The sequence below is a fragment of the Herbaspirillum sp. GW103 genome, assembly GCF_000261365.1.
GTDB lineage: Bacteria > Pseudomonadota > Gammaproteobacteria > Burkholderiales > Burkholderiaceae_D > Herbaspirillum.
In genome coordinates, this window is the sequence record NZ_AJVC01000003.1 from 1854661 (window position 1) to 1879281 (window position 24621).

At 63.5% G+C, this 24621-nt stretch carries 22 protein-coding genes; 12 read left to right on the top strand and 10 right to left on the bottom strand.

The annotated features are described in order from the left end of the window. Positions 1–27 precede the first annotated feature (27 nt). Genes cysD through GWL_RS11855 form a run of 4 tightly spaced genes read left to right on the top strand, consistent with a single transcriptional unit; the run spans position 28 to position 3470 of the window. Positions 28–963, top strand: a complete 936-nt coding sequence (gene cysD, locus GWL_RS11840; RefSeq protein WP_008330273.1) for a sulfate adenylyltransferase subunit CysD — start codon at positions 28–30, stop codon at positions 961–963. After that, positions 963–2294 (top strand): sulfate adenylyltransferase subunit 1, encoded by a 1332-nt coding sequence (locus GWL_RS11845; protein WP_008330274.1) that lies wholly within the window; start codon positions 963–965, stop codon positions 2292–2294. The genes cysD and GWL_RS11845 overlap by 1 nt, the downstream gene beginning before the upstream one ends. 37 nt (positions 2295–2331) lie before the next feature. After that, positions 2332–3093 (top strand): uroporphyrinogen-III C-methyltransferase, encoded by a 762-nt coding sequence (gene cobA / locus GWL_RS11850; RefSeq protein WP_008330277.1) that lies wholly within the window; start codon positions 2332–2334, stop codon positions 3091–3093. A 5-nt stretch (positions 3094–3098) separates the two neighbouring features. Continuing rightward, complete coding sequence (locus GWL_RS11855) at positions 3099–3470, top strand: tRNA-binding protein (protein ID WP_008330279.1); 372 nt, start codon at positions 3099–3101, stop codon at positions 3468–3470. A 153-nt stretch (positions 3471–3623) separates the two neighbouring features. Here GWL_RS11855 and GWL_RS11860 read toward each other — a convergent pair whose 3' ends face one another. Genes GWL_RS11860 through lptF form a run of 3 tightly spaced genes read right to left on the bottom strand, consistent with a single transcriptional unit; the run spans position 3624 to position 6320 of the window. Then, a complete protein-coding gene (locus GWL_RS11860; RefSeq protein ID WP_008330281.1) occupies positions 3624–4007 on the bottom strand; it encodes a sirohydrochlorin chelatase in 384 nt (127 codons plus the stop codon). A gap of 50 nt (positions 4008–4057) precedes the next feature. Next, on the bottom strand, positions 4058–5188 hold the full coding sequence (gene lptG / locus GWL_RS11865; protein WP_008330282.1) for an LPS export ABC transporter permease LptG: 1131 nt from the start codon (positions 5186–5188) through the stop codon (positions 4058–4060). Position 5189: 1 nt separating this feature from the next. Continuing rightward, complete coding sequence (gene lptF / locus GWL_RS11870; protein WP_034350480.1) at positions 5190–6320, bottom strand: LPS export ABC transporter permease LptF; 1131 nt, start codon at positions 6318–6320, stop codon at positions 5190–5192. 166 nt (positions 6321–6486) lie between these two features. On the opposite strand from lptF, the gene GWL_RS11875 reads away from it, so the two are divergent. From GWL_RS11875 to xth, 6 genes are all read left to right on the top strand, one after another. Continuing rightward, the gene (locus GWL_RS11875) at positions 6487–8007 is read left to right on the top strand and encodes a leucyl aminopeptidase (RefSeq protein ID WP_008330286.1); all 1521 of its coding nucleotides are present in this window, start codon (positions 6487–6489) and stop codon (positions 8005–8007) included. Positions 8008–8020: 13 nt separating this feature from the next. Next, a complete protein-coding gene (locus tag GWL_RS11880) occupies positions 8021–9025 on the top strand; it encodes a dienelactone hydrolase family protein (protein ID WP_008330287.1) in 1005 nt (334 codons plus the stop codon). Between the two features lie 154 nt (positions 9026–9179). After that, positions 9180–10283, top strand: coding sequence for an alkene reductase (locus tag GWL_RS11885; protein ID WP_008330288.1), 1104 nt, complete (start codon positions 9180–9182; stop codon positions 10281–10283). A 155-nt stretch (positions 10284–10438) separates the two neighbouring features. Further along, the gene (locus GWL_RS11890; RefSeq protein ID WP_034350697.1) at positions 10439–11206 is read left to right on the top strand and encodes a MipA/OmpV family protein; all 768 of its coding nucleotides are present in this window, start codon (positions 10439–10441) and stop codon (positions 11204–11206) included. A gap of 594 nt (positions 11207–11800) precedes the next feature. Then, positions 11801–12376 carry an FxDxF family PEP-CTERM protein gene (locus GWL_RS11895; protein WP_008330302.1) on the top strand — a complete coding sequence of 192 codons (576 nt, stop codon included), beginning with the start codon at positions 11801–11803 and terminating at the stop codon, positions 12374–12376. A 225-nt stretch (positions 12377–12601) separates the two neighbouring features. Next, positions 12602–13369, top strand: a complete 768-nt coding sequence (xth, locus tag GWL_RS11900) for an exodeoxyribonuclease III (protein ID WP_008330303.1) — start codon at positions 12602–12604, stop codon at positions 13367–13369. 75 nt (positions 13370–13444) lie between these two features. On the opposite strand, the gene GWL_RS11905 is transcribed toward xth, so the two are convergent. The 6 genes from GWL_RS11905 to prpB form a co-directional block, all read right to left on the bottom strand. Further along, positions 13445–13732, bottom strand: a complete 288-nt coding sequence (locus tag GWL_RS11905) for a hypothetical protein (RefSeq protein ID WP_008330304.1) — start codon at positions 13730–13732, stop codon at positions 13445–13447. Beyond that, positions 13729–14235, bottom strand: a complete 507-nt coding sequence (locus tag GWL_RS11910; protein WP_008330306.1) for an arsinothricin resistance N-acetyltransferase ArsN1 family B — start codon at positions 14233–14235, stop codon at positions 13729–13731. Before GWL_RS11910 ends, GWL_RS11905 begins: the two co-directional genes overlap by 4 nt. A 113-nt stretch (positions 14236–14348) precedes the next feature. After that, positions 14349–16235, bottom strand: a complete 1887-nt coding sequence (locus GWL_RS11915) for a propionate--CoA ligase (RefSeq protein WP_008330308.1) — start codon at positions 16233–16235, stop codon at positions 14349–14351. A 338-nt stretch (positions 16236–16573) separates the two neighbouring features. Then, positions 16574–17011 carry a hypothetical protein gene (locus tag GWL_RS11920; RefSeq protein ID WP_008330314.1) on the bottom strand — a complete coding sequence of 146 codons (438 nt, stop codon included), beginning with the start codon at positions 17009–17011 and terminating at the stop codon, positions 16574–16576. Positions 17012–17291: 280 nt separating this feature from the next. Continuing rightward, positions 17292–18446 carry a 2-methylcitrate synthase gene (prpC, locus tag GWL_RS11925; protein WP_008330323.1) on the bottom strand — a complete coding sequence of 385 codons (1155 nt, stop codon included), beginning with the start codon at positions 18444–18446 and terminating at the stop codon, positions 17292–17294. A gap of 51 nt (positions 18447–18497) precedes the next feature. Then, a complete protein-coding gene (gene prpB / locus GWL_RS11930) occupies positions 18498–19388 on the bottom strand; it encodes a methylisocitrate lyase (protein ID WP_008330325.1) in 891 nt (296 codons plus the stop codon). Positions 19389–19724: 336 nt separating this feature from the next. Here prpB and prpR point away from each other — a divergent pair, with 336 nt between their 5' ends. Next, positions 19725–21401, top strand: coding sequence for a propionate catabolism operon regulatory protein PrpR (gene prpR / locus GWL_RS11935; RefSeq protein ID WP_008330327.1), 1677 nt, complete (start codon positions 19725–19727; stop codon positions 21399–21401). Between the two features lie 241 nt (positions 21402–21642). Further along, positions 21643–22926, top strand: coding sequence for an MFS transporter (locus GWL_RS11940; RefSeq protein WP_008330332.1), 1284 nt, complete (start codon positions 21643–21645; stop codon positions 22924–22926). A gap of 177 nt (positions 22927–23103) precedes the next feature. Here GWL_RS11940 and ntrC read toward each other — a convergent pair whose 3' ends face one another. After that, positions 23104–24603 (bottom strand): nitrogen regulation protein NR(I), encoded by a 1500-nt coding sequence (gene ntrC / locus GWL_RS11945; protein ID WP_008330333.1) that lies wholly within the window; start codon positions 24601–24603, stop codon positions 23104–23106. Positions 24604–24621: the final 18 nt, after the last annotated feature.

The following is a 24621-nucleotide window of genomic DNA, read 5'->3' on the forward strand; positions in this document are numbered from 1 at the left end:
AACAAGCAAAGCATCGGAAGGTCCGGCATGAACACAGCGGTAGACAAACTCTTTTTGGACAACGCCAGCAACCGTCACCTCGACTGGCTGGAATCGGAAGCCATCCACATCATGCGCGAGGTCGCGGCCGAGTGCAGCAACCCGGCGCTGCTGTTCTCCGGCGGCAAGGACTCCGTAGTACTGCTGCGCATCGCCGAAAAAGCCTTCCGCCCCGGCAAGTTCCCCTTCCCGCTGGTGCACATCGATACCGGCCACAACTTCCCGGAAGTCATCGAATTCCGCGACCGCCGCGCCGCCGAACTGGGCGAGCGCTTGGTAGTACGTTCGGTGGAAGATTCGATCAAGCGCGGCACCGTGCGCCTGCGCAATCCGCAGACCGATTCGCGCAATGCAGCACAAGCCGTAACGCTGCTGGAAACCATCGAGGAATTCAAGTTCGACGCCTGCATCGGCGGTGCTCGCCGCGATGAAGAAAAGGCCCGCGCCAAGGAACGCATCTTCTCCTTCCGCGACGAGTTCGGCCAGTGGAATCCCAAGGCCCAGCGCCCCGAACTGTGGGACCTGTATAACACCCGCGTGCATCCGGGCGAGAACATGCGTGTCTTCCCCATTTCCAACTGGACCGAGCTGGATGTGTGGCAATACATCGACCGCGAAAAACTGGCCCTGCCCTCGATCTACTTTGCGCACGAACGTGAAGTGATCCCGCGCAACGGCCTCTTGGTACCGCTGACCGACCTCACCCCGGCGCGCGAAGGCGAGACCGTCGAAAAGCAGGTCGTCCGCTTCCGTACCGTGGGCGACATTTCCTGCACCTGCCCGGTGTCTTCCGATGCCGCTTCCGTGGAAGCCATCATCGCCGAGACCGCAGTGACCCAGATTACCGAGCGCGGGGCCACCCGCATGGACGACCAGACGTCCGAAGCCTCGATGGAAAAACGCAAGAAGGAAGGATATTTCTGATGAACGCCGCCGCAACCCAAGCACAACTGGCCCAGGCCACCGCACAATCGCATGAACGCGGCCTGCTGCGCTTCATCACCGCCGGTTCCGTGGACGATGGCAAGAGCACCCTGATCGGCCGCCTGCTGTTCGACAGCAAGGGCATCTTCGCCGACCAGCTCGACGCCATCTCGCGTGCCAAGCACAAGCGTACCGTGGGCGATACCGTGGACCTGTCGCTGCTTACCGATGGCCTGGAAGCCGAGCGCGAGCAAGGCATCACCATCGACGTGGCCTATCGCTACTTCGCCACGCCCAAGCGCAAGTTCATCATTGCCGATACCCCGGGTCATGAGCAGTACACCCGCAACATGGTCACCGGTGCATCTACCGCCGATGCCGTCATCATTCTGGTGGACGTCTCCAAGGTGAAGCTGGGCGACGATGGCAGCGTGGAACTGCTGACCCAGACCAAGCGCCACTCCACCATCGCCCACCTGCTGCAGATCCAGCACGTGATCGTGGCCGTCAACAAGATGGACCTGGTGGATTACGACCAGACCGTCTATGACCGCATCGTCGGCGCCTACCAGCAGTTTGCGCAGCAACTGGGCTTGAAGGACGTGCGCGCCATCCCGCTGTCGGCGCTGGCCGGTGACAACGTAGTGGAGGCCAGCGCACGCATGTCCTGGTATCAGGGCCCGACGCTGATCAACCTGCTGGAGTCGCTGTCGGTGTATGAAGATGCGCACGAAGAAGCCTTCCGCTTCCCGGTGCAGCTGGTGGCGCGCCACAACGGCCACGAAGCCAATGATTTCCGTGGCTACATGGGCCGTATCGAAGCCGGCAAGGTCGCGCGAGGTGACAAGCTGGTGGTGCTGCCCAGCGGACAGAGCGCGACCGTCAAGGACATCCAGACCCTGGATGGTTCGCTGGAATCGGCCTCGGCCGGCCAGTCGGTGACCATCCTGCTGGACGAGTACCTGGACATCTCGCGCGGCGACCTGCTGGCCGCGGCGGCCCAGCCCTCGACCATCCTCAAGACCGTCAACGCGGATGTGTGCTGGCTCTCCGAAGAACCGCTGGACCTGCGCCGCAAGTACTGGCTCAAGCACACCACCAAGCAGGTCGCCGCACGCGTGGCCAAGGTCGATACGCTGCTGGACATCAACACTCAGGAACGCCGTCCCGCCGACACGCTCAAGCTCAACGACATCGCCCGCATCAGCGTGAACGTGCAGCAGCCCATCGCGGCCGATGCCTACCAGGACATCCGCGCCACCGGCGCCTTCATCCTGATCGATGAAGTGAGCCATCAGACGGTGGCCGCTGGTATGATTCGGATCGACTGAATTTCCTTCGATCCGCAATCGTCTCTTCGACCAGGCCATGGCCACCCAACAGGCAGCGACTTCCTACTCTTCCGATTCACCCGCCCCCAGCCCGGACCATCCGGGCATGGTGTGGCTGGTTGGCTCCGGCCCTGGGGCCGCTGACCTGTTGACGGTGCGTGCCGCGCGCCTCTTGGCGCAAGCCGAGGTCGTGCTGCACGATGCCCTGGTCACGCCGGACATCCTGGCACTGTGTCCGCAGGCAGTGCTGGTCCCGGTGGGCAAGCGCAGCGGTCAGCGTTCCACGGCCCAGCCCGTGATCAACCAGAAGCTGGTGGAAGCGGCTCAGCAGTATCGCCGCGTGGTGCGCCTCAAAGGCGGCGACCCCATGCTCTTCGGTCGGGCCGATGAAGAAATGCGGGCGCTGGAAGAACACAACATCCCCTACGAAATCGTCCCCGGCATCACCGCCGCACTGGCGGCCGCCTCGGCTGCCAAGCGGCCGCTGACGCGACGCGGGATTGCGCGCAGCGTTTCCCTGTTCACCTCCAGCACGGGCGTGGATGAGCCGGATGAAGTCCGTATGCCCAATGGCGATACCCTGGTCCAGTACATGGGCGGACGCGAAGCCACGGCCACCGCACAGCGCTTGCTGGCGCTGGGCCATGCGCCTGATACGCCGGTGGTGGTGGTGGAGAACTGCAGCCGCCCTGACCAGCACATCTACCATCTGCAACTGGCAGGCCTGGAAGCCGGGCTGCAGGCCTGCAGCGGGCCGGTGCTGGTGATGATCGGGCCGGCGCTGGCGGATCGGGACTGACGCCCATGCACCTGCTCCACGACCCTGCGGCCCCTGCCGCCGCCCCCATCGATTTCGAGGCATTCCTCAAGGTCGATATCCGCATCGGCACCATCATCGCCGCCGATGCCTTCCCTGAAGCCCGCAAGCCTGCGTTCAAACTGAAGATCGATTTCGGTCCGGGCATCGGTGTGCGCCAGAGCAGCGCCCAGATCACTACCCACTACACGCTGGAGCAGCTGGTCGGTCGCCAGGTGGCGGCGGTAGTGAATTTTCCGCCGCGCCAGATCGGCAAGTTCATGTCGGAAGTGCTCACGCTGGGCTTTCCGGATGCCCAGGGCGAGGTGGTGCTGTTCAAGCCAGACCAGGCCGTACCCAACGGCGCCCGGCTGTTCTGAAGGGCTCTAGGGCCTGTTCACATTCAATCTGTGAGATGCGTTGCCCCCAGAAGGCGGGGTGGCAACCCTTCGGGAGAGGCCCTAGCCCGCTCCCAACAAGCAGATGGCCCGTATTCCGGGCCATCGTCGCATGCGGGAGTGCCGATGGCAGGATCAGCTATTGGCCGTCCCCACGCAATAAGCGGCAATCGCCTGCAACACTGCCTCATCCTCGCCCACCGCAGCGACGGTGCGCACTTCCACACCTGGATGCGCCTGGCGCAGTTGCTCCAGCAATTCCGGCAGGTCACGGCGCACGTGCCCGCCCTGCCCCAGGAACACCGGAATGACGGTCACGCGCCGGCTGCCGGCGGCAATCTGCCGCGCCGCCACGGTCGGCAGGTCCGGCTGCATCAGCTCCAGGAAGGCCAGCTCCACGCTGGTCCCCGGCATGGCCGCCTGCGTGAGCGCGCGCAGGCGCTCGAAAGGCGCCGCCCAGGCGGGGTCGCGAGCGCCGTGGGCGAACAGGATCAGGCTTTGGGAAATCGCTTCGCTCATGATGATGACAACAGTCTTTCAGGCAATGAAATCAAGATTGCAGAACGGACTCAAGTCCGCTCCACCCACCACAGCGCACCAATGGCCAGCGCCATGAACAACAGGCTGGGCAGCGCCGCCGTCATGAAAGGCGGCCAGGTATTGAGCAGGCCAAGGTGGGAGAACAGGCTATTGATGAGCTGGAAGCACACCCCGATCATGATGCCGGTGAAAATCTTCAGGCTCACACCACCCGCGCGGAAGTGCAGATAGGCGAACGGCAAGGCCAGCGCCAGCATCACGAAGATCGACAGCGGATAGACGATCTTCTTCCAGAACGCGATCTCGTAACGATCGGTACGCTGGTTGTTGGCCTCCAGATGCTTGGTATAGGCCAACAGGTCGTAGGCGGACATGCGATCCGGATCGGCGAAGAGCACCGAGAGAATTTCCGGCGTCACCTCGGAGACCAGCTTCACATGGGCGAGCTTGACGGTCTTGACCGGCTCGGTGATCTTGCGGTCCTTGCCGCCGACGAAGTCCGATTGCACCACATCATTGAGCACCCACTGATGATTGCCTTCGTAGATGCCGGTCTTGGCCGTCACCATGCGCGCCATGTGGAAGTCGGTATCGAGCTCATAGAGCTTGACACCCTCGATGCGGCCATCCGGCTGCACCGTCTGGATATTGATGAAGCGGCTGCCGGTCACATTGCCTTCCAGGCCATTGTCCTTGATCACGTCCTTGGCCCACATGCCCGAGCGGAACTGGGAGGACATCGAGGCGCCCTGGGCTTGCAGCTTCAACTTCTCCGCCCATTCGGAAGCCTTGGGCGCGATCAGCTCGCCGAACACGATGGTCAGCACCGCAAACCCCACGCCGATACGCAGGAGCACCTTGGCCGCCATCCCGGTGGACATGCTGGAGACCCGCATGATGGTGAATTCCGAGCGCGCCGCCAGTTGCGAGAGCGTGTAGATGGTGCCGATGAGCACCGCCGTGGGCATCAGTTCATAGACATTGCCGGGCAAGCCCATGAGCACGTAGAACACCGCCTGCTGCAACTGGTAGCCGTTGCGACCGACCTGTTCCAGCTGGCCCATCATCTCGAAGAAGGCGAACAGCGCCAGGAAGGCCGCCAGGGCGAAGAGCACCGAGCGCGTGATCTCGGTGGTGAAGTAACGTTGGATGACTCTCATCTCAGGCCTCGCGCTGGAACGTCATGGCGCGCCGCACTCGGCTCCACAACCGGGATGGGTGGGCGGGATGATTGATGTTCAGGCGCAGGGCGAACATGCCCACCACCAGCAGCGCCACGATCACGTGCACCGGCCACCAGGCCATCATGAAACTCATGCGCTGCTGCGCCACCGATGCCTGGAACACGCTGACCGTGTTGCTGTAGACCACGAACAGCAGCAAGGCCACCAAGAGTCCCAGCGAACGGCCGGCCCGCGGATTGACGAAGGACAGCGGAATGGCCAGCAGCATCAGCGTGAGCGCCATCAGCGGCAGCGCCATGCGCCAGAGCAGCTCGCCACGGGCATATCCGTCCTGCTTGCCCAGCAGCTCGGCCAGCTGCAGCGCGCGCGCCGAGCGCTCACCGGCCGCCGTTTGCGACTGATTGCCGATCAGCAGCCCATAGCGCTCGAAGTCGACGATCTGGAAATCCGGCAGGCTGGGCGAACCGTCATAGCGGCGCCCCTTCTGCATGACCACGAACTTCTCGCCATCCGGGTCCACCTTGGTTTCGCCTTCCTTGGCGACCACCACGCTGTTCTTGCCATCGGGGTTGATGGTATTGACGAAGATGTTGCGCACCTTGGAGGCATCGCCGGAAATGCCTTCGACGAAGAAGATCCGGTTGGCCGCCGCTGACTGCTGGAACTTGCCCGGCGAGACACGGGCGATGTCCTCGCGCTGCTCGAAACGGCTGCGGTATTCGCTGCTCTGCTCATTGGCCCAGGGCGTAACCACGAAAGAGAGCGCGGCCACCAGCGCCACGATGGGCCAGCCAAAGCGCAGCACCGGCGCGATCCAGCGCGTGAGCGACATGCCGCAGGCGAACCAGACCACGATCTCCGAATCCTGGTAGCTGCGCGTCATCACCAGCAGCACCGAGATGAAACCGGTGAGGATGAGGATGATGGGCATGTAGTTCAAGGCCTGGAAGCCGATCAGGGCCAGCACGTCTTGCGACGCAACCTGGCCGCCTGCGGCCTGGCCGAGGATCTTGATCAGCATCACGGTCAGGGTGATGGTGAACAGCGTAGTGAAGACCCCACCTGCGGTGCTGGTCAATTCGCGTCGTAGGGCGCGTTGGAAAATCATGGGAAGGCTGGCTTGGTTTCTGGTGTCGGGGTCATTAACGGATGGCCTGCGCGGATGTCCGGCGCCCGGCATCGTGTCCGAAGCTGGCTTACCTGGCTGAACGCATGCGCGCGTAGCGTCGAAATGGGCTCTATAATCGCCAGGTAATTCATATAAAGGACGAACGATGGACTTTAGCACAAAAACATTGGACGCAAAAAACGCCTTGACAGGCGTCAAGACCGGCGCGCTGGTCGTTGGCATCTATGAAAATCGCAAGCTGACCAAGGCCGCCAGCGCCCTGGACAAGCTGGGCGCCATCAGCGCCGCGCTGAAGTCGGGTGACATTTCCGGCAAGCCCGGCTCGACCCTGCTGCTGCGCGGCGTGACCGGCATTGCCGCCGAACGCATCGTGCTGCTGGGCCTGGGCAACGAAGAAGAGACCGGCGACAAGAACTTCGCCGCCGCCAGCAGCGCCCTGGTGCGCACCCTGGCCACCCTGGGCTGCGACAACGCCGCCCTGGCCCTGCCCCTGGATGGCATCAAGGGTCGCGGTCTGGACTGGGCCATCCGCACCGTGGTGCTGGCCGGCCATGACGCCGCCTATCGTTCCGACACGATGAAGAGCAAGAAGGACCCCGCTCCCACCGGTGTGAAGAAGATCACCCTGCTGGTGGCCGCCGAGCAAGGCGCAGCCGCCAAGACCGCCCTGGCCGAGGCCGTGGCGCTGGCCAACGGCATGGCGCTGACCAAGGAACTGGGCAACCTGCCCGGCAACGTCTGCACCCCGACCTACCTGGCCACTACCGCCAGGAAGCTGGCCAAGCAATTCAAGCTGGGCGTGGAAGTGCTGGAGCGCAAGCAGCTCGAAGCGCTCAAGATGGGCAGCTTCCTGTCGGTCACCAATGGCAGCGACCAGCCGCCCAAGTTCATCGTCTTGAAGCACATGGGCGGCAAGGCCAAGGATGCACCGGTGGTGCTGGTGGGCAAGGGCATCACCTTCGACACCGGCGGCATCTCGCTCAAGCCGGGCCTGAACATGGACGAGATGAAGTACGACATGTGCGGCGCCGCCTCGGTGCTGGGCACCTTCCGTACCATCGCCGAACTGGGCCTCAAGTTGAACGTCATCGGCGTCATCCCGACCTGCGAAAACATGCCCTCGGGCCGTGCCACCAAGCCGGGCGACATCGTCACCTCGATGTCCGGCCAGACCATCGAAGTGCTCAACACCGACGCCGAAGGCCGCCTGATCCTGTGTGACGCGCTGACCTACGTGGAGCGCTTCAAGCCGGCCGCCGTGGTCGACATCGCCACCCTGACCGGTGCCTGCGTGGTGGCCCTGGGCCATCACAACACGGGCCTGTTCACCCGCGAGGATGACAGCCACGACCAGCTGGCCAACGCCCTGCTGGCCGCCGGCAAGGAAAGCGGCGATACCGCCTGGCGCATGCCGATTCAGGATCCCTACCAGGAGCAGTTGAAGTCCAACTTCGCCGACATCGCCAACATCGGCGGCCAGCCCGGCGGCAGCGTGACGGCGGCGTGCTTCCTGGAGCGCTTCACCCGCAAGTACACCTGGGCCCACCTGGACATCGCCGGCACCGCCTGGAAGAGCGGCGCGGCCAAGGGGGCCACCGGCCGCCCGGTGCCGCTCTTGACCACCTGGCTGCTCGACCAGGCGCACGCCAGGTCGGCACGCGGCTGATGGCCCTTGCGGCATGGAAGACGATACCGGTTTCGCCATGACCGTCTTCCTGCCGCAGACCTCGCCCGGGTTCACCACGGCAAGACCACCGCAGCACTTTGTGTTGCGGTGGTTTTTTTTCATCTTTTTACTGCTGTCGGGCAGCCTTGGACTGATCCTGCCGGAAACGTCCGTGGCACAAGACACGCCGATGCCGCCTGCCCAGACCGTGCGTTTTCCTTCATCTGACGGAAAAACCACCCTCACCGGCTATCTCTACGATCCCTTCGGCGCCGGCCCGCATCCGGCCATCGTACTGCTGCACGGACGCGCCGGGCTGTACTCCTCGCGCGTCAACGCCGCCTGCACCCAGGTCGGTCCGGCCATCCCCTCGCCCTGCGATGCCGATGCGCTCACGGCGCGCCATCGGGCCTGGACTGCCTACTGGGTCGCGCGTGGCTACGTGGTCCTGCTGGTAGACAGTTTCGGCCCGCGCGGCGTGGCCCATGGCTTTGGCCGCTACACCCATGGCTTGCCAGAACGGGACGCCGTCAACGAACTCACCGTGCGCCCGCTGGATGCCGAAGGCGCGCTGCAATGGCTGGCCACGCGCAGCGAGGTCGATGTCCGCCGCATCATGTTGCAAGGCTGGTCCAATGGCGGCAGCACGGCCCTGAACGTGATGCAGCGCCAGGCTGCACGACCGGCCGACGATGCGCCCACTTTCGCCGCCGCGCTGGTGTTCTATCCGGGCTGCGGCAAGCAGGCCCTGCTGTCGTCCCACCCTGAATTCGACAAGCCCGTGCAGGTGCTGCTGGGCAGCGCCGACGACGAGGTCTCGCCGCAGACTTGCCAGCGCGTACTGCGCCAGACCATCCCCATCCGCCAGGCTCCCGCACCCGTGGTCAAGCTCTATGCCGGGGCCACGCACGACTTCGACGATCCCGGCCGGGCGCATCAGTCGGTCCAGGCCAACCGGGCGGCCCGCCAGGATGCACTCAGGCAGCTGGGGCCGTGGCTGGACCGGATCGCCCCCTGATCGCGGTGCACCGACATCACAGCGGCGACCTTCTGCAAAGGCGCCGGTTCCCGTCTAGACTGTTGATCCTTCCCCGGAACACTGCCACGCAACTGCGGTCGGTAGTGAGGTCGACGCAGTTCATCCCAAGCAATGCCAACAAGAAAGGATCAGCATGACCAACGCCACCCATTTTCAGAGTGACCTCTTCAAGCCCATGCAGCTGGGCGCAGTGCAACTGCACAATCGCATCGTCATGGCTCCGCTCACCCGCAGCCGTGCCAAGGCAGGCGACGTGCCCAGCGACCTGGCCGCCCAGTACTATGCCCAGCGTGCCGGTGCCGGCCTGATCATCGCCGAGGCTACCCAGATCTCGCCGCAAGGCAAGGGCTACGCCTGGACACCGGGCATCTACGACCAGGCGCAGGTGGCCGGCTGGAAGAAGGTCACCGACGCCGTCCACGCAAAAGGCGGGCGCATCTTCCTGCAGCTGTGGCACGTGGGTCGCATCTCGCACCCCGACCTGCAGCCCGGCCATGCGCTGCCGGTCGCTCCCTCGGCCATCAGGCCGCAAGGCAATGCCTTCACCGAAAGCGGTTTCAAGCCCTTCGTCGAACCACGCGCGCTGGAGGCCGCGGAGCTGCCCGGCATCGTCGCGCAATACAAGACCGCCGCGCAACTGTCGATGCAGGCCGGCTTCGATGGCGTGGAAATCCACGCCGCCAACGGCTATCTGCTGGACCAGTTCCTGCGCGACAAGAGCAACCAGCGCACCGACGCCTATGGTGGCAGCATTGAGAACCGTGCCCGTCTGCTGCTGGAAGTGGTCGAAGCGGTGACGTCGGTGGTGCCGAGCGAACGCGTGGGCATCCGCCTGTCCCCCATCAGCCCGGCCAATGACATCGCCGACAGCGATCCCAAGGCGCTCTTCAGCTACGTGGTGGAGCAGCTCAACCGCTACAGGCTGGTCTACCTGCACGTGGTGGAAGGCGCCACCGGCGGACCGCGCGAGGTGGAGGGCGGCTTTGATCTGCAGGTGCTGCGCGATCTCTTCAAGGGCATCTACATCGCCAACAACGGCTATGACCTGGAGATGGCAGTCCAGGCGCGCGCACGCAATGTTGCCGACCTGGTGGCCTTCGGTCGTCCGTGGATCGCCAACCCGGATCTGGTCGAACGCTTCAAGGCCGGAGCGCCGCTGGCCGAGTTCAACCAGGCCACCCTCTATGGCGGTGGTGCGGAAGGTTACACCGACTATCCGCCCCTGCAGCAGTCCTGACGCAGCATCCGCTGCCGCAGCGCTGGAACTGGAGGTCCGCAGCGGCTGTTCCGGACCGTCATGGCCTGCCTTCACGGCAGGCCATTTTCGTGCACCACGCCGCATCGGACCGCCAGCCCGCTACAATGCCGCTTGGCTCCACTCCCCTGCTCATCATGAAAACAATTTTCGCCACTCTCACGCTGGCCTGCTGCGCGCTCCCCGCCCTGGCCCAGCAAGCCGCGCCCGCAACCGATACCAGCGATCCCCTGCAACTGCAGGACCGACTCACCGGTGACCTGGGTGTGGGCGTCTACCGCGTCGATCGCAACGGTCCCGATGCGCATCGCCGCAACCAGGTGCTGCCCTATGCCTACGCCGACTATGGCCGTGCTTTTGCGCGTCTGGACACCTTCGGCGTCAAGACCATGCGCATGGGCTATGGCTACCTGGAACTGGCCGGGCGAGTGAGCCTGGACGGCTTTGATGCCCAACGCGGCCTGCGGCGCCGCTCTGACCCGATCCCGCTCGGTATCGGCACCTATCAGGAAACGCCCTTCGGCGGCTTCTTCCTCAACGTCTTCCGCGACTTCAACAAGTCGCACGGCACCCTGGCCGAGGCCATCTATGCGGCCCAGATCGACCTGGGTCCGGTGAGCCTCTATCCGCAGCTCGGCGTGGAATACCGCAGCGGCAGCTACAACGATTACTTCGTCGGCGTCTCCGCCAGCGAATCGGCCGCCAGCGGTCTGCGCCAATACAGCGCCGGCGCCTCCACCAGCCCCACCCTGGGCCTGGCTGCCGATATTCCCCTCACGGGCGCCTGGCACCTCAATGTGCACCTGCGCCGCAAGTGGCTGGACCATTCCGTGGCAGACAGTCCGCTGGTCCGCCGCCACACGGATGACACCGCCATCGTGGCCGTCAGCTACCGCTTCAAGTAATCCGCCTCCCCTGCCCGCCCGAGACCGGCCGCACGGCCGGCTTCGGGTAGCGGCCATGCCGCGCTGTCCCGCTTCCCTCCTCTGTCTGCATTCTCCGTCTGCTTGTGCCGCCTGCTGAAGAGCTCGCTTTGCTTATGAACTTTTTTACGGTAGAGCTCAAGCCTGCAGCCGCGCTTTCAATGCGTAAACAATTCCGGAATGTTTTCATGCGTCACTTTTTCTGACGCAAAATTTGTCCTGTTTTTCAGGGCATGAGAACAAACGAGAGTTGCCGAAAAAACTTAGTTTCCGCATTCAAACAAATTTCCTCACGCCAAGCCATATGCAGTCGGAAATCCTTTACCAGCGCGACTTCACGGATTCCTACACCACAACAGAAGTTACATGAAAAGCGTAATATTTTGTTGCTGTCGTTAGTATTTTTCCATTATTCTCGCTCCGTCTCCTTGAACAAAAATCACAAATCGAGACGCAGTTCCGACCCTGCCAACATCAATAACAAAACCTGTCGGAGCGTAGTTCCCCTTGCAGTGCTTTCGCAATCAGATACCAATCGCAACCCTACCCATCAATCGCATTCGAAAGAGGTGTGTAATGAAAAAACTGTTGAGCAGTTTCCTTGTCGCGTCCGCCTTCGTCGCCATGGCATCCTCGGCTAGCGCCGCGGATATCGAGCGCACGCGCACCCTGGTGTGGACCGACGCCACGTCGACCTTCAACGCCCGCTATGGCGAAGGGACCACCGGCCAGACCTTCCTGGAGAACTTCACCTTCGACGTCAGTGGCGCAAGCGCGGCGGTGTCGTCGGCGGTGGTCTCGATTGCACTGGACGGCCTGTCGCGTCTGGGCATCGACAGCTTCACCCTGAGCGGCAACGGCCAGACCTACACCGGCACCTCGCTGCTGGATGGCGATACCCAGACCTTCAACCTGCGCACCAACGGTCTGTCGGCGGGTCTCTACACCCTGTCGGTGGCCGGTACCATCCTGGGATCGGCGGGTGGCAGCTTTGCCGGCAACATCAGCGTGGCACCGGTACCGGAAGCCTCGACCACGGCCATGATGATCGGCGGCCTGGGGCTGATCGGCTTTGCCGCCTATCGCCGCCGCAAGGCCGGCGACAAGGGTGACAAGGCTGCCCAGGTGACGGCCCGGATGATGCCGGCGTAATGGCAGCCATCTGAGAGTCTGGCCCGGAGAACGGGCCAACGACGGCAACGCAAAGGGGGGAATCTCCGCAAGGGGATTCCCCTTCTGTTTCGGGAGCAGGAATGATCGCGGTCACCGTCATTGGCCGGGGAGCGCGACGAATGCGGTAAGATGGCGCCCGTTGCTCATGACGCATCGGCTGTGATGCGCGCGGGCCGGTCTCCGATTCACCACTGCATTGTCCCCATGAAAATCGCCACCTGGAACGTCAACTCCCTCAAGGTCCGCCTGCCGCAAGTGCTGAAATGGCTGGAAGAAAACCCGGTCGACGTGCTCTGCCTGCAGGAAACCAAACTCACCGACGACAAGTTCCCCGCCGCCGAGATCGCGGCCGCCGGATACCTGGTCGAATTCTCGGGTCAGAAGACCTACAACGGCGTGGCCATCCTGTCGCGCCATCCAATGACCGATGTGGTCAGGAACAATCCGCTCTTCCCCGACGAACAGCAACGCATCATCGCCGCTACCATCGAGGGCGTGCGCTACGTCTGCGCCTACATTCCCAACGGGCAGTCGTTGGAGTCCGAGAAGTATCCCTACAAGCTGAACTGGCTGGCCGCCCTGCACGAATGGCTGGCACAAGAAAAGGCGAAGAACCCGCGCCTGGCCCTGCTGGGCGACTACAACATCGCCCCTGAGGACCGCGACGTGCACGACCCGGTGGCCTGGCAAGGCCAGGTGCTGGTGTCCGAACCCGAGCGCGACGCCTTCCGCAAGCTGCAGGCCCTGGGCCTGACGGATGCCTACCGCCTCTTCGAACAACCGGAAAAAATGTACAGCTGGTGGGATTACCGCCAGATGGGCTTCCGCCTCAATCGCGGCCTGCGCATCGACCATATCCTGCTGTCCGAAGAACTGGTGCCACGCTGCACCGCCTGCGTCATCGACAAGGTGCCGCGCAAGTGGGAACAGCCTTCGGATCACGCGCCCGTGATTGCCACGCTGGCGGACTGATGTTGGCGCAGGCTGCTCACAAATGATTTAAATTATTTAAATGATTCAAATGATTTATATCATTTACGCAAAACCTTACTGAGCGCCGCCCTCGGGTGGCGTTTGTTCTTTCTTGTTGCGCATGTTCTTCTCGAACTGCACATCCAGCTTGCTCACGCGCCTGGCCTTCTGTGGCCCCTGGGCGTTGACGAAGGTGACGAAGTCATCCAGCTCCATGGCCTCGTTGAGCTTCTCCAGCGGCTGGCCGGGCAGGCGGCGGGTCAGGATGAAGCGTTCATCGGAGGTGCGCAGCATCGAATACTCGCGTGATTCGGTGCGGCTGTTCAGGCGCTCGATGGCGCTGGCGGCGCGGGTCGATCTCATCCTTGCGCCTCTTGCAGCTTGAGTTGCCAGTATCCGACGTCGATCCAGCGGCCCATCTTGTAGCCCACTTCCGTGAAGACACCGCATTTCACGAAACCCACACTCTCATGCAGGGCCACGCTGGCCGGATTGGGCTGGGCAATGCCGCCGATGACCAGGTGTACGCCCAGCGGCTTGAGCTGGGCAATCAGCGCGCGATAGAGCTGCTTGCCGATGCCCTTGCCGCCCGCATCGTGACGCAGGTAGACCGAGCTTTCCACCGAATGCCGGTAAGCCGCACGGGGCTTCCACTTGTTGGCATAGGCGTAGCCCAGTACCTGGCCCTGTTCTTCAAACACCAGCCAGGGGAAATCGGCCTGCACATCGGCGATGCGCGCGGCCATGGCCTCGGCGCTGAGTGCTTCGGTCTCGAAGCTGATGACAGTGGTCTGTACGTAGTGGTTGTAGATGTCGCAGAGGGCGGGAGCATCGGCGGCGGTGGCCGGGCGGATGGAGGAAGACATGGACAGGAAGGGATCGAGGAAAATCGGAAGCCCTCAGTGTAACCAAATTATGCCGGGCGCGGCGCCCCTGCTCCGCTGCAAGCGCACCGCCCCGTGGATGACCGCCGCCCGCCTCAGTCCCTGATCACTGCGCGAACCTGCTCCAGTGCGGCCGGATCTTCAATGGTGGGCAGATCGCCCGGGTCGCGCCCTTCGCAGATGGACTGGATGGCCCGACGCAACAGCTTGCCCGAACGCGTCTTGGGCAAGCCGCTGACGAAGAACACCCGCGCCGGCCGGCCCACCGCGCCGATCTGCTTGTCGACCACGCCCATGATCTCGCCTTCGAGCGCGCGGCGCCGTTCCGGTGTGGCCATCGCATCGGCCTGCTTGGGGATGACGAAAGCAATCGCTACCTGGCCCTTGAGCTTGTCTTCCACGCCGACTACGGCCACTTCGGAGACATTGGGATGGCTGGAGATGCTCTCCTCGATTTCACGCGTGCCCAGCCGGTGTCCGGCGACGTTGATGACGTCATCGGTACGGCCCAGGATGAAGTAGTAACCGTCCTCGTCCTTGATGCCCCAGTCGAAGGTGGAATACACCTCGCGCGGCAGGCTGCGCCAGTAGGTGTTGACGAAGCGCTCATCGTCGCCATAGACCGTCTGCATGCAGCCCGGCGGCAACGGTCCCTCGATGGCGACCACGCCCTTTTCTCCGGCGGCGCATGGCGCGCCGGTGGCTTCGTCGAGGATGGCCAGGCGATAACCCGGCATCGCTACGCCCGGACTACCCAGGCGCGTGGGCTTGTCGCTGATACCCTTGGCGATCGAGATGATGGGCCAGCCCGATTCGGTCTGCCAGTAGTTGTCGATGACCGGCACCTTCAGGGCGCCCGAAATCCAGCGCGACGTCGTTTCATCCAGGGGCTCGCCGGCCAGGTAGAGCGCCTTGAGCGAAGAGGTATCGTAGCGCTCCATACATTCCGGCGGCTGCTTCTTGAGTACGCGGATGGCCGTCGGCGCGGAGAACATGCGGGTGACTTTGTACTTCTCGACGATGCTCCACCAGATACCGGCATCGGGACGAATCGGCAAACCCTCGTAGAGCACGGTGGCCATGCCCGCAATCAGTGGGCCATAAACGATGTAGGAATGGCCGACCACCCAGCCGATGTCAGACGTGCAGAAGTAGGTTTCCCCGGGCTTGCCGCAGAAGATGTGCTGCATGGAGGACGCCAGCGCCACCGCATAACCGCCCACGTCGCGCTGCACGCCCTTGGGCTTGCCGGTCGTGCCGGAGGTATAGAGGACATAACTGCACTCGTTCGATTCCAGCCAGGCCACCGGCACCGGCTGATCCAGATGCTGCTGGCGCAGGGGCGCATAGTCAAGGTCGCGCCCTGCCGTGCGCGCCATGTCGGCCAGGCCGCGATCGACCAGCAGGACCTTCTGCGGCTTGTGCTGCGCCAGGTGGATCGCCTCGTCCAGCAAGCCCTTGTAGGCAATGACCTTGCCACCGCGTGAACCGGCATCGGCCGAGACGATCAGGCTCGGCTGTGCATCATCGATGCGCGAGGCCAGGCTGTTGGAGGCAAAGCCGCCGAAGACCACCGAATGCACCGCACCAATGCGCGCACAGGCCAGCATGGCAAAGACCGCCTCGGCGATCATCGGCATGTAGATCAGCACCCGGTCGCCGCGCTGCACCCCCAAGGCCAGCATGGTGGCGGCCATGGCCTGGACTTCGCGATGCAGTTCGGCGAAATCGTAGACGCGCTCGGTGTTGGTTTCCGTGGAAATGGCGATCAGTGCGGCCTGCTTGGGTCGCTCGCCAAGGTGGCGGTCCACCGCGTTGTAGCAGAGATTGGTGGTGCCGCCGATGAACCAGCGCGCAAAGGGGGCCCGGGAATAATCCAGGGTACTGGTGAAGGGCTTGTCCCAATGGATGCGCTGCGCTTCTTCCGCCCAGAAGGTCTCGGGCTGATCGATGGAACGGCGATAAAAATCCTCGTACTGCATGACGTCTCCTCATGTCTCTCGAATTGGACAACCGCTGCAGACCTTGCGCGGCGTGGCCCGCAGGGTGATGGTCGCGTGGCTCTGAGGCATGTACAGCGGCATCTCTGCCATGCGTGGCCCTCATGCGACGGTGAAACCAGTCTTGCACCTGAATCTTACGAGCGGCTGAATCGGCAGCATCGACGCGCGATCACGGCTGATACAGATCAAGTGCAACAACGAAAAAAGCGGGAGCGTTGTCGACGGCATGAAGCCGTCAAGATGACAAGGGAGGAGCAAACGTGAGGTGGAAAGAAAGCGCCGGCGTCAGGCCATCACGACGGCGCAGCGCCAAGGCTTCAGCGCGTGCGGCAGTCGTTGGCCAGTTGCTGCCCGATCTTGGAATTGAGCAGCATGGACTTCGACGGGATCTGGATCCACACCAGGCCTTCGCCCTTGTTCTCCAGACGCACTGCACCGGTCGAGGTACTGACCGGGTTCATCATGTAGCTGCTGCCCTTCCACACCAGCGTGACCCCATCGGTGACGCGGCCATCCATGCGGATTTCCACCTTGTTGCCCATCTCGCAACTGAAGGCACCGGTCTTGAGCTGGGTCGCCCAAGTCGGCTGCGTGGCCGCCGGCGATTGCAGCAATTGCGGCAGCAGTGGCTTGGTCTCGGTGACGGGCACCGGCGTGGAAGAACAGGCCGACAGTGCAACGGCAACGGTGGCGGCCAGGCAGAGGGATGTCAGGGGCAAGGCGCGAGGACGGCGGGAAACGATGGCAGCAATCATCGGATGATCCATGGAGAGTCAGAGGTGGACGCAGAGGCGGAAAAGATCCGCCCGCATCTTAACAAGATATTGCGACTGACTCGACCATATGTAACGCTTGTTACAAATCGGCCTGATCGCCCGGGTCGGCCCACCCCGTCTCCTTCGCCGGGGAATGGGGCGACCGGCACACGCCGGCCGCCGCTCCCTTCTTCTTGCTGCTCCCTCTCCCTCTCTTGCTCCTTGCTCCTTGCTCCTTGCTCCTTGCTCCTTGCTCCTTGCGCCGCTGTACCTGCCAGCCTTACTTGCGCTTGCTGATCGGCACGAACTTCAGATCTTCCGGTCCCACGTAGTTGGCCGAGGGGCGGATGATCTTGTTGTCGATGCGCTGCTCGATGATGTGCGCCGCCCAGCCCGAGGTACGGGCAATGACGAAGAGCGGCGTAAACATCGCGGTGGGCACGCCCATCATGTGGTAGGACACGGCCGAGAACCAGTCCAGGTTGGGGAACATCTTCTTGATGTCCCACATGACCGTCTCCAGACGCTCGGCGATGTCGAACATCTTGGTCGAACCGGCTTCCTTGGAGAGCTTGCGTGCCACTTCCTTGATGACCTTGTTGCGCGGGTCGGAGATGGTATAGACCGGGTGACCGAAACCGATCACCACTTCCTTGTTCTCGACGCGACGGCGGATGTCGGCCTCGGCCTCGTCCGGATTGTCATAGCGCTTCTGGATCTCGAAGGCCACTTCATTGGCGCCGCCATGCTTGGGGCCGCGCAGGGCGCCGATGGCGCCGGTGATGGCCGAATACATGTCCGAACCGGTGCCGGCGATGACGCGACCGGTGAAGGTGGAGGCATTGAATTCGTGTTCCGCATACAGGATCAGCGAGGTGTGCATGGCCTTCTCCCAGGCCGCCGAGGGCTTTTCGCCATGCAGCAGGTGCAGGAAATGGGCACCGATGGAATCGTCGTCGGTCTCGACCTCGATACGGTTGCCGTTGTGGCTGTAGTGGTACCAGTACAGCAGCATCGAACCCAGCGAAGCCATCAGGCGATCGGCGATGTCGCGCGCACCGGGGGTGTTGTGGTCATCCTTCTCCGGCAGCACGCAGCCCAGCGCGGAGACGCCGGTACGCATCACGTCCATCGGATGCGAGGCGGCCGGCAACCATTCCAGCGCTGCCTTGACGTTGGCCGGCAGGCCGCGCAGGGCCTTCAACTTGGCCTTGTAGGCGCGCAGTTCGGCAGCCGTCGGCAGCTTGCCGTGCACCAGCAGGTGGGCGATTTCCTCGAACTCGCAGCTATCGGCCACGTCGAGAATGTCGTAACCGCGATAGTGCAGGTCATTGCCGGTCTTGCCGACGGTGCACAGGGCGGTGTTGCCGGCAGTCACGCCGGAGAGGGCAACGGACTTCTTGGGCTTGAAACCTGCGGCTTGTTGTTCGCTCATCGTGTTCTCCTCGTATTCGGTATGGGGTGACAATGCTTTGTCGGAAGGGGCTTACTTGTTCTTCTGCTGGGCAAACAGCGCATCGAGGCGCTGTTCGTAGCTGTGGTAATCGATGCGGTCATACAGTTCCATGCGGGTCTGCATGGTATCGACCACGTTCTTCTGCGTACCATCGCGGCGGATCGCCTGGTAGACGTTTTCAGCGGCCTTGTTCATGGCGCGGAAGGCCGACAGCGGATAGAGCACCAGCCCCACGTCGGCATCCTTGAGTTCGTCCACCGTGAACAGCGGAGTCGAACCGAACTCGGTGATGTTGGCCAGGATCGGTACCTTCACCGCATTGGCGAACTGCTTGTACATGGCCAGGTCGGTGATGGCTTCCGGGAAGATCATGTCGGCACCGGCCTCGACGCAGGCCACGGCGCGCTCGATGGCGGCGTCCAGCCCTTCCACGGCCAGCGCATCGGTGCGCGCCATGATGACGAAGTTCTCGTCGGTGCGGGCATCCACGGCGGCCTTGATGCGGTCTACCATTTCCTGCTTGCTGACGATTTCCTTGCCGGGACGATGGCCGCAGCGCTTGGCGCCGACCTGGTCTTCGATGTGCATGGCGGCGGCGCCGAACTTGATCATGGACTTGACGGTCCGCGCCACGTTGAAGGCCGAGGCACCGAAGCCGGTATCCACATCCACCAGCAGCGGCAGGTCGCACACGTCGGTGATGCGGCGCACGTCGGTGAGCACGTCGTCCAGATTGGAAATGCCCAGGTCAGGCAAGCCCAGCGAACCCGCCGCCACGCCGCCGCCGGACAGATAGATCGCGCGGAAACCGGCGCGCTTGGCCAGCAGGGCGTGGTTGGCGTTGATCGCGCCGATGACTTGCAAGGGGGATTCTTCCTGGACGGCCTGGCGGAACGCTGCGCCTGCGGAATGGAGAGCCATGGTAGACACCTTCTCGATGAGGTTGGAATGCGGAAAGTCTGGACCAACTGCGTCACTGCTTGACTGCGTAAAGCGACAGGCGGACGTAAGGCACACCCGTCCTGCGACATTTGCGTTCACCATTGCAACGGCCGTGCCATCGCAGTGCAGCATCCGATGGCAAGGGGCCCGAAGAAACCTTCATATCGCCTGAAACCCCCGTCAAACAAGGCTCGCCACCGGACGGGGCGGGCTCGCCCCGGGCTTGCGCCGGAGCTGCCAGCTTGATCTGGCACAAGCATCCATGTTTCATCAGTGTTACAGTGACGTTTCACTGAAACACACTGAACGCTCACCATGAAACGCCCTGCCCCTGCCGAGCGCCTGGCCGACAAACCCGTGATCTGGACCGTGTCCGTGTCGCGCCTGTCCGAACTCTTCCGCGACATCACGCTGGAATTCGACGGCGTGGCCGACATCGAGCCCATTCATCTCGGTTTCGACGAGGCCGTACGCGCCATCCGCGAGCGCCTGGCCAGCGAGCGCTGCGATGTGGTGATCTCGGCCGGTTCCAATGGTGCCTATCTCAAGAGCCGCCTGCCGGTACCGGTGGTGGTGGCGCGCGCCAGCGGTTTCGACGTGATGCAGGCGCTGGCCCGCGCGCGGCAGATCAGCGCGCGCATCGGGCTGGTCACCTATCAGGAGGCGATGCCTGCCCTGAGCGAGTTCCAGCAGATGTTCGGACTGGACATTGCCCAGCGCACCTATGCCACCGAGGAAGATGCGCGCGCCGTGGTACAGGAACTGAAAGCTGGCGGCGTGCAGGCGGTGGTCGGGGCCGGGCTCATCACCGACCTGGCCGAGGAAGCGGGCATGCAGGGCATCTTCCTCTACTCCTCGGCCACGGTGCGCCAGGCCTTTGAAGATGCGCTGGAACTGGCGCGCCTGACGCAACTGGAAAGCTCGCGCGGCCCCAGCCTGCCGGTGGCAGACAGTCTGCGCGCACGGCATCACCTCAAGGACTTGCGCGGCGACTCGGCGGTCATGGAAGCGGTACGCCAGTCCATTACGCTGTTTGCACGTTCGCCGGCCAATGTACTGATCCAGGGCGAGACCGGCAGCGGCAAGGAACTGGCGGCCCAGGCCATTCACCGCGCCCATCCGCGCATGCAGGGCAAGACCCAGGCCGCGCATCCGTTCGTGGCCATCAATTGCGGGGCGCTGGCCGAATCGCTGCTGGAATCCGAACTGTTCGGCTACGAGGAAGGCGCTTTCACCGGTTCCCGCCGTGGCGGACGCGCCGGTGTGTTTGAGGCCGCACATCGCGGCACCCTGCTTCTCGATGAAATCGGCGAGATGCCGCTGCCGCTGCAGACGCGCCTGCTGCGCGTGCTGGAGGAGCGCGAGGTGGTGCGCGTGGGGGGTACGCGGCCCATTGCGGTCCAGGTGCGCATCATCAGTGCCACCCATTGCGACCTGGAAGCGCGGGTGCGGGAAGGCCGTTTTCGCGCCGACCTGTATTACCGCCTGAGCGTGCTGCGCCTGCAACTGCCGCCCTTGCGCGCGCGCCGTGAAGACATTGCGGCGCTGGCTGAATGGCATCTCAAACATGCGCTGGCCGCACTCGATGCGCGCCCGCATGCCAATCTGGGCGCGGAAATCCTGCGCTGCGCGCCGCTGCTGTGCGCCTATGACTGGCCGGGCAATGTGCGCGAACTGCGTAACCTGATGGAGCGACTGGCGCTGTTCCTGGCCGCAGAACCCTTGCAGGCACTGACGGCGACGCTGATACAGCGGGTCGCACCGGAGCTGGCCACAGCAGCGCAGCCGCTGATCATGGACGCTGCACAGACGCCGCCCTCTCATGCCCTGACCACCCCTGACCATGCACCCGACACCGACGCCATCCACGCCGCACTGCGCCGCTTCCGTGGCAACCGTGCCGCGGCCGCGCGTCATCTGGGCATCAGTCGCACGACCTTGTGGCGCAAGCTCAGGGAGGTCGAGGAGGTCGAAGCGTCAGCACGGCAGTGAGCTTCGGGTCGGCGAAACGAGAAAATGATTTCGCAGAATCGCGCCCATGTCCTGCCTCCTGATAATCCCCCGCACTGCGCCTTGACAGTGCCGCATCGCCCCGCCTATGCTCGCCCGCTGTAACGGCTGCGGCCGTCACGCGGAGCCCACAACCATCCATATACAGCCAGGCAGCCGTCTGCCCCGCCAGGGTCGGAACGGCGTGCTGCTCCTCCATCCACGTATCCATCAGGGAGTCTCCATGACCAGCAATACCGCGGCGCCTGGCGCCGGCACCACGCATCCGCAAGCGCGGCGTGCGATCATCTCGTCCTCCATCGGCAATGCGCTCGAATGGTTCGACATCCTTATCTATGGCGCCTTCGCGGTAGTCATCGCCAAGCAGTTCTTCCCCACCGGGGATGACAACGTCTCGCTGCTGCTGACCTTCGCCACCTTCGGCGTGTCCTTCTTCATGCGTCCGCTGGGTGCAGTGGTGCTGGGTGCGTACTCCGACCGCGCCGGTCGCAAGGCCGCGCTGATGCTGTCCATCATGCTCATGACGGTGGGCACCGCCATGATCGCCTTCATGCCCAGCTATGCCAGCATCGGCATGCTGGCACCGGCCGGCATCGCACTGGGCAAGATGATCCAGGGCTTCTCCGCCGGTGGCGAGTTCGGCAGCTCCACCGCCTTCCTGGTGGAACACGCACCGCACCGTCGGGGCTTCTTCTCCAGCTGGCAGGTGGCCAGCCAGGGCATCAGCCTGCTGCTGGCCGCCATCTTCGGCGCCGTGCTCAACAACATGCTCACACCCGAACAGTTGTCCTCCTGGGGCTGGCGCGTGCCCTTCATCTTCGGTCTGCTGATCGCCCCGGCCGGCATCTACATCCGTCGTCACCTGGATGAAGCGCCCGAATTCAAGGAATCCAGCGAGAAGACCGACGCCCCCCTGCGCGACACCTTCACCCACCAGAAGATGCGCCTGCTGATCGGTACCGGCAGCGTCATCATGGCCACCGTCTCGGTGTACCTGTCGCTGTACATCCCCACCTATGCCGTCAAGCAGCTGGGGCTGCCGGCCTGGTCCTCGTTTGCCGCGATGTCGGTGGCCGGGCTGATCATGTTCATCGGCTCGCCACTGGTGGGCAAGCTCTCCGACAAGATCGGTCGTACCCCCTTCATGATCACCAGCAGCGCGCTCTACATCGTGCTGACCTATCCGATGTTCGTGTTCCTGACCCACTCGCCGGGCTTCCTGCAACTGCTGTTGCTGCAGACCGTCATCGGTGTGCTCATGACCATGTATTTCGCCGCGATGCCGGCACTGCTGGCCGACATCTTCCCGGTGGCCACGCGCGGCACCGGCATGTCGCTGGCCTATAACATCGCCGTGACCATCTTCGGCGGCTTCGCCGGCCTCATCATCACCTGGTTGATCGACTTCACCGGCGACAAGCTGTCGGTGAGCTACTTCGTCATCTTCGGCGCGGTGCTGAGCCTGATGGCCACCGTGGCGGCGCGTTTCGTGTTGCGTCTGCGCTGATGCTTCGCATCGTCGCGTAAATGATATAAATCGTTTACGAAACGCCCAATAAAAATGGCCTGGATCTCGCGATCCAGGCCATTTCCTTTTTTATGGCCGCCGCCTCTTCCCCTTGCTGATCCTGCCCGCGCGGCGGCTCGCGGGCAGACCTCCCCTGCTTGATGGTTAAGTTGTGCTTCAGTCGTCTTCCGCGCCGCCGATACCCAGTTCCTGGATCTTGCGGGTGATGGTGTTGCGACCGATGCCCAGGCGGACGGCTGCGTCATTCTTGCGACCGTGGGTATGCTTCAACGCGATCTTGATGAGCGCCGCTTCGAACTGGCGACCGAGGATATCCATCACCTCGGGCTGTTCGGAGGCCAGCATCTGGGCCGCTTCCACTTCCAGCAGCGAGATCCAGTTGCCAGCCACCGCATCCACTGGTGCCGCCGCAGCAGCCGGGTCGGCATACACCACCGGTGCGGCCACGGCAGCCGCCGAGGCCGGAGCGGAGACGATCTGCGCCGGTTGCGGCGCATGCACGCGCTCTTCCACCAGATCTTGCGGCAGGTCCTTGATCTCCACGGTCTGGCCCGGGGCCATCACGGTGATCCAGTTGCACAGGTTTTCCAGCTGGCGCACGTTGCCGGGGAACTCCAGCTGCGACAGGAACTGCATGGCCTGCGGCGACAGGCGCTTGGCTTCCACGCCCAGCTGGCGAGCACTCTGTGCCAGGAAGTAGCGGGCCAGGATGGGAATATCCTCGCTGCGTTCGCGCAGGCTGGGCAGGCGCAGACGGATCACGTTCAGGCGATGGTACAAGTCCTCGCGGAACAAACCTTCACGTACACGCTGCTCCAGATTCTGGTGGGTGGCCGCAATGACGCGTACATTGGCCTTGAGCGACTGATGGCCGCCGACACGATAGAAGTGACCATCCGAGAGCACGCGCAAGAGGCGCGTCTGCAGGTCCAGCGGCATGTCGCCGATTTCATCGAGGAACAGCGTACCCCCCTCGGCCTGTTCGAAACGGCCACGGCGCATGGCTTGCGCGCCGGTGAAGGCACCGCGTTCATGGCCGAACAGTTCGGATTCCAGCAAATCCTTGGGAATGGCTGCGGTGTTGAGCGCCACGAAAGGCTGGCTGGCGCGCGGGCTGTGCTTGTGCAGGGCACGTGCCACCAGCTCCTTGCCGGAACCGGATTCGCCGGTGATCAACACCGTCACGTTGGATTGCGACAGGCGACCGATGGCACGGAACACGTCCTGCATCGCGGGCGCCTGGCCGAGAATCTCGGGAGTCTGGGCGGCGCCCTGCTCGATATCGGTCTCGCGCAGGCTTTCGTCGAGCGCGCGACGGATCAGCTCGACCGCCTTGTCGACGTCGAAGGGCTTGGCCAGGTATTCAAAGGCACCGCCCTGGAAGGCCGAAACCGCCGAATCCAGGTCCGAGAAAGCGGTGATGATGATGACCGGGATGCCGGGGTGCTTGGCCTTGATGGTCTGCAGCAGCTCCAGGCCGGAGGCGCCGGGCATGCGGATGTCCGAGACCAGCACCTGCGGCGTGCCGTTCTGCAGCGCCGCCATGGCATCACGGGCGCTGGAAAAACTCTGCGTGGCGAGATTTTCTCGGGCCAGTGCTTTTTCGAGCACCCAGCGTATCGATTCGTCGTCGTCAACAATCCAGATTGGCTTCATAAATCACATCTTCCTGCG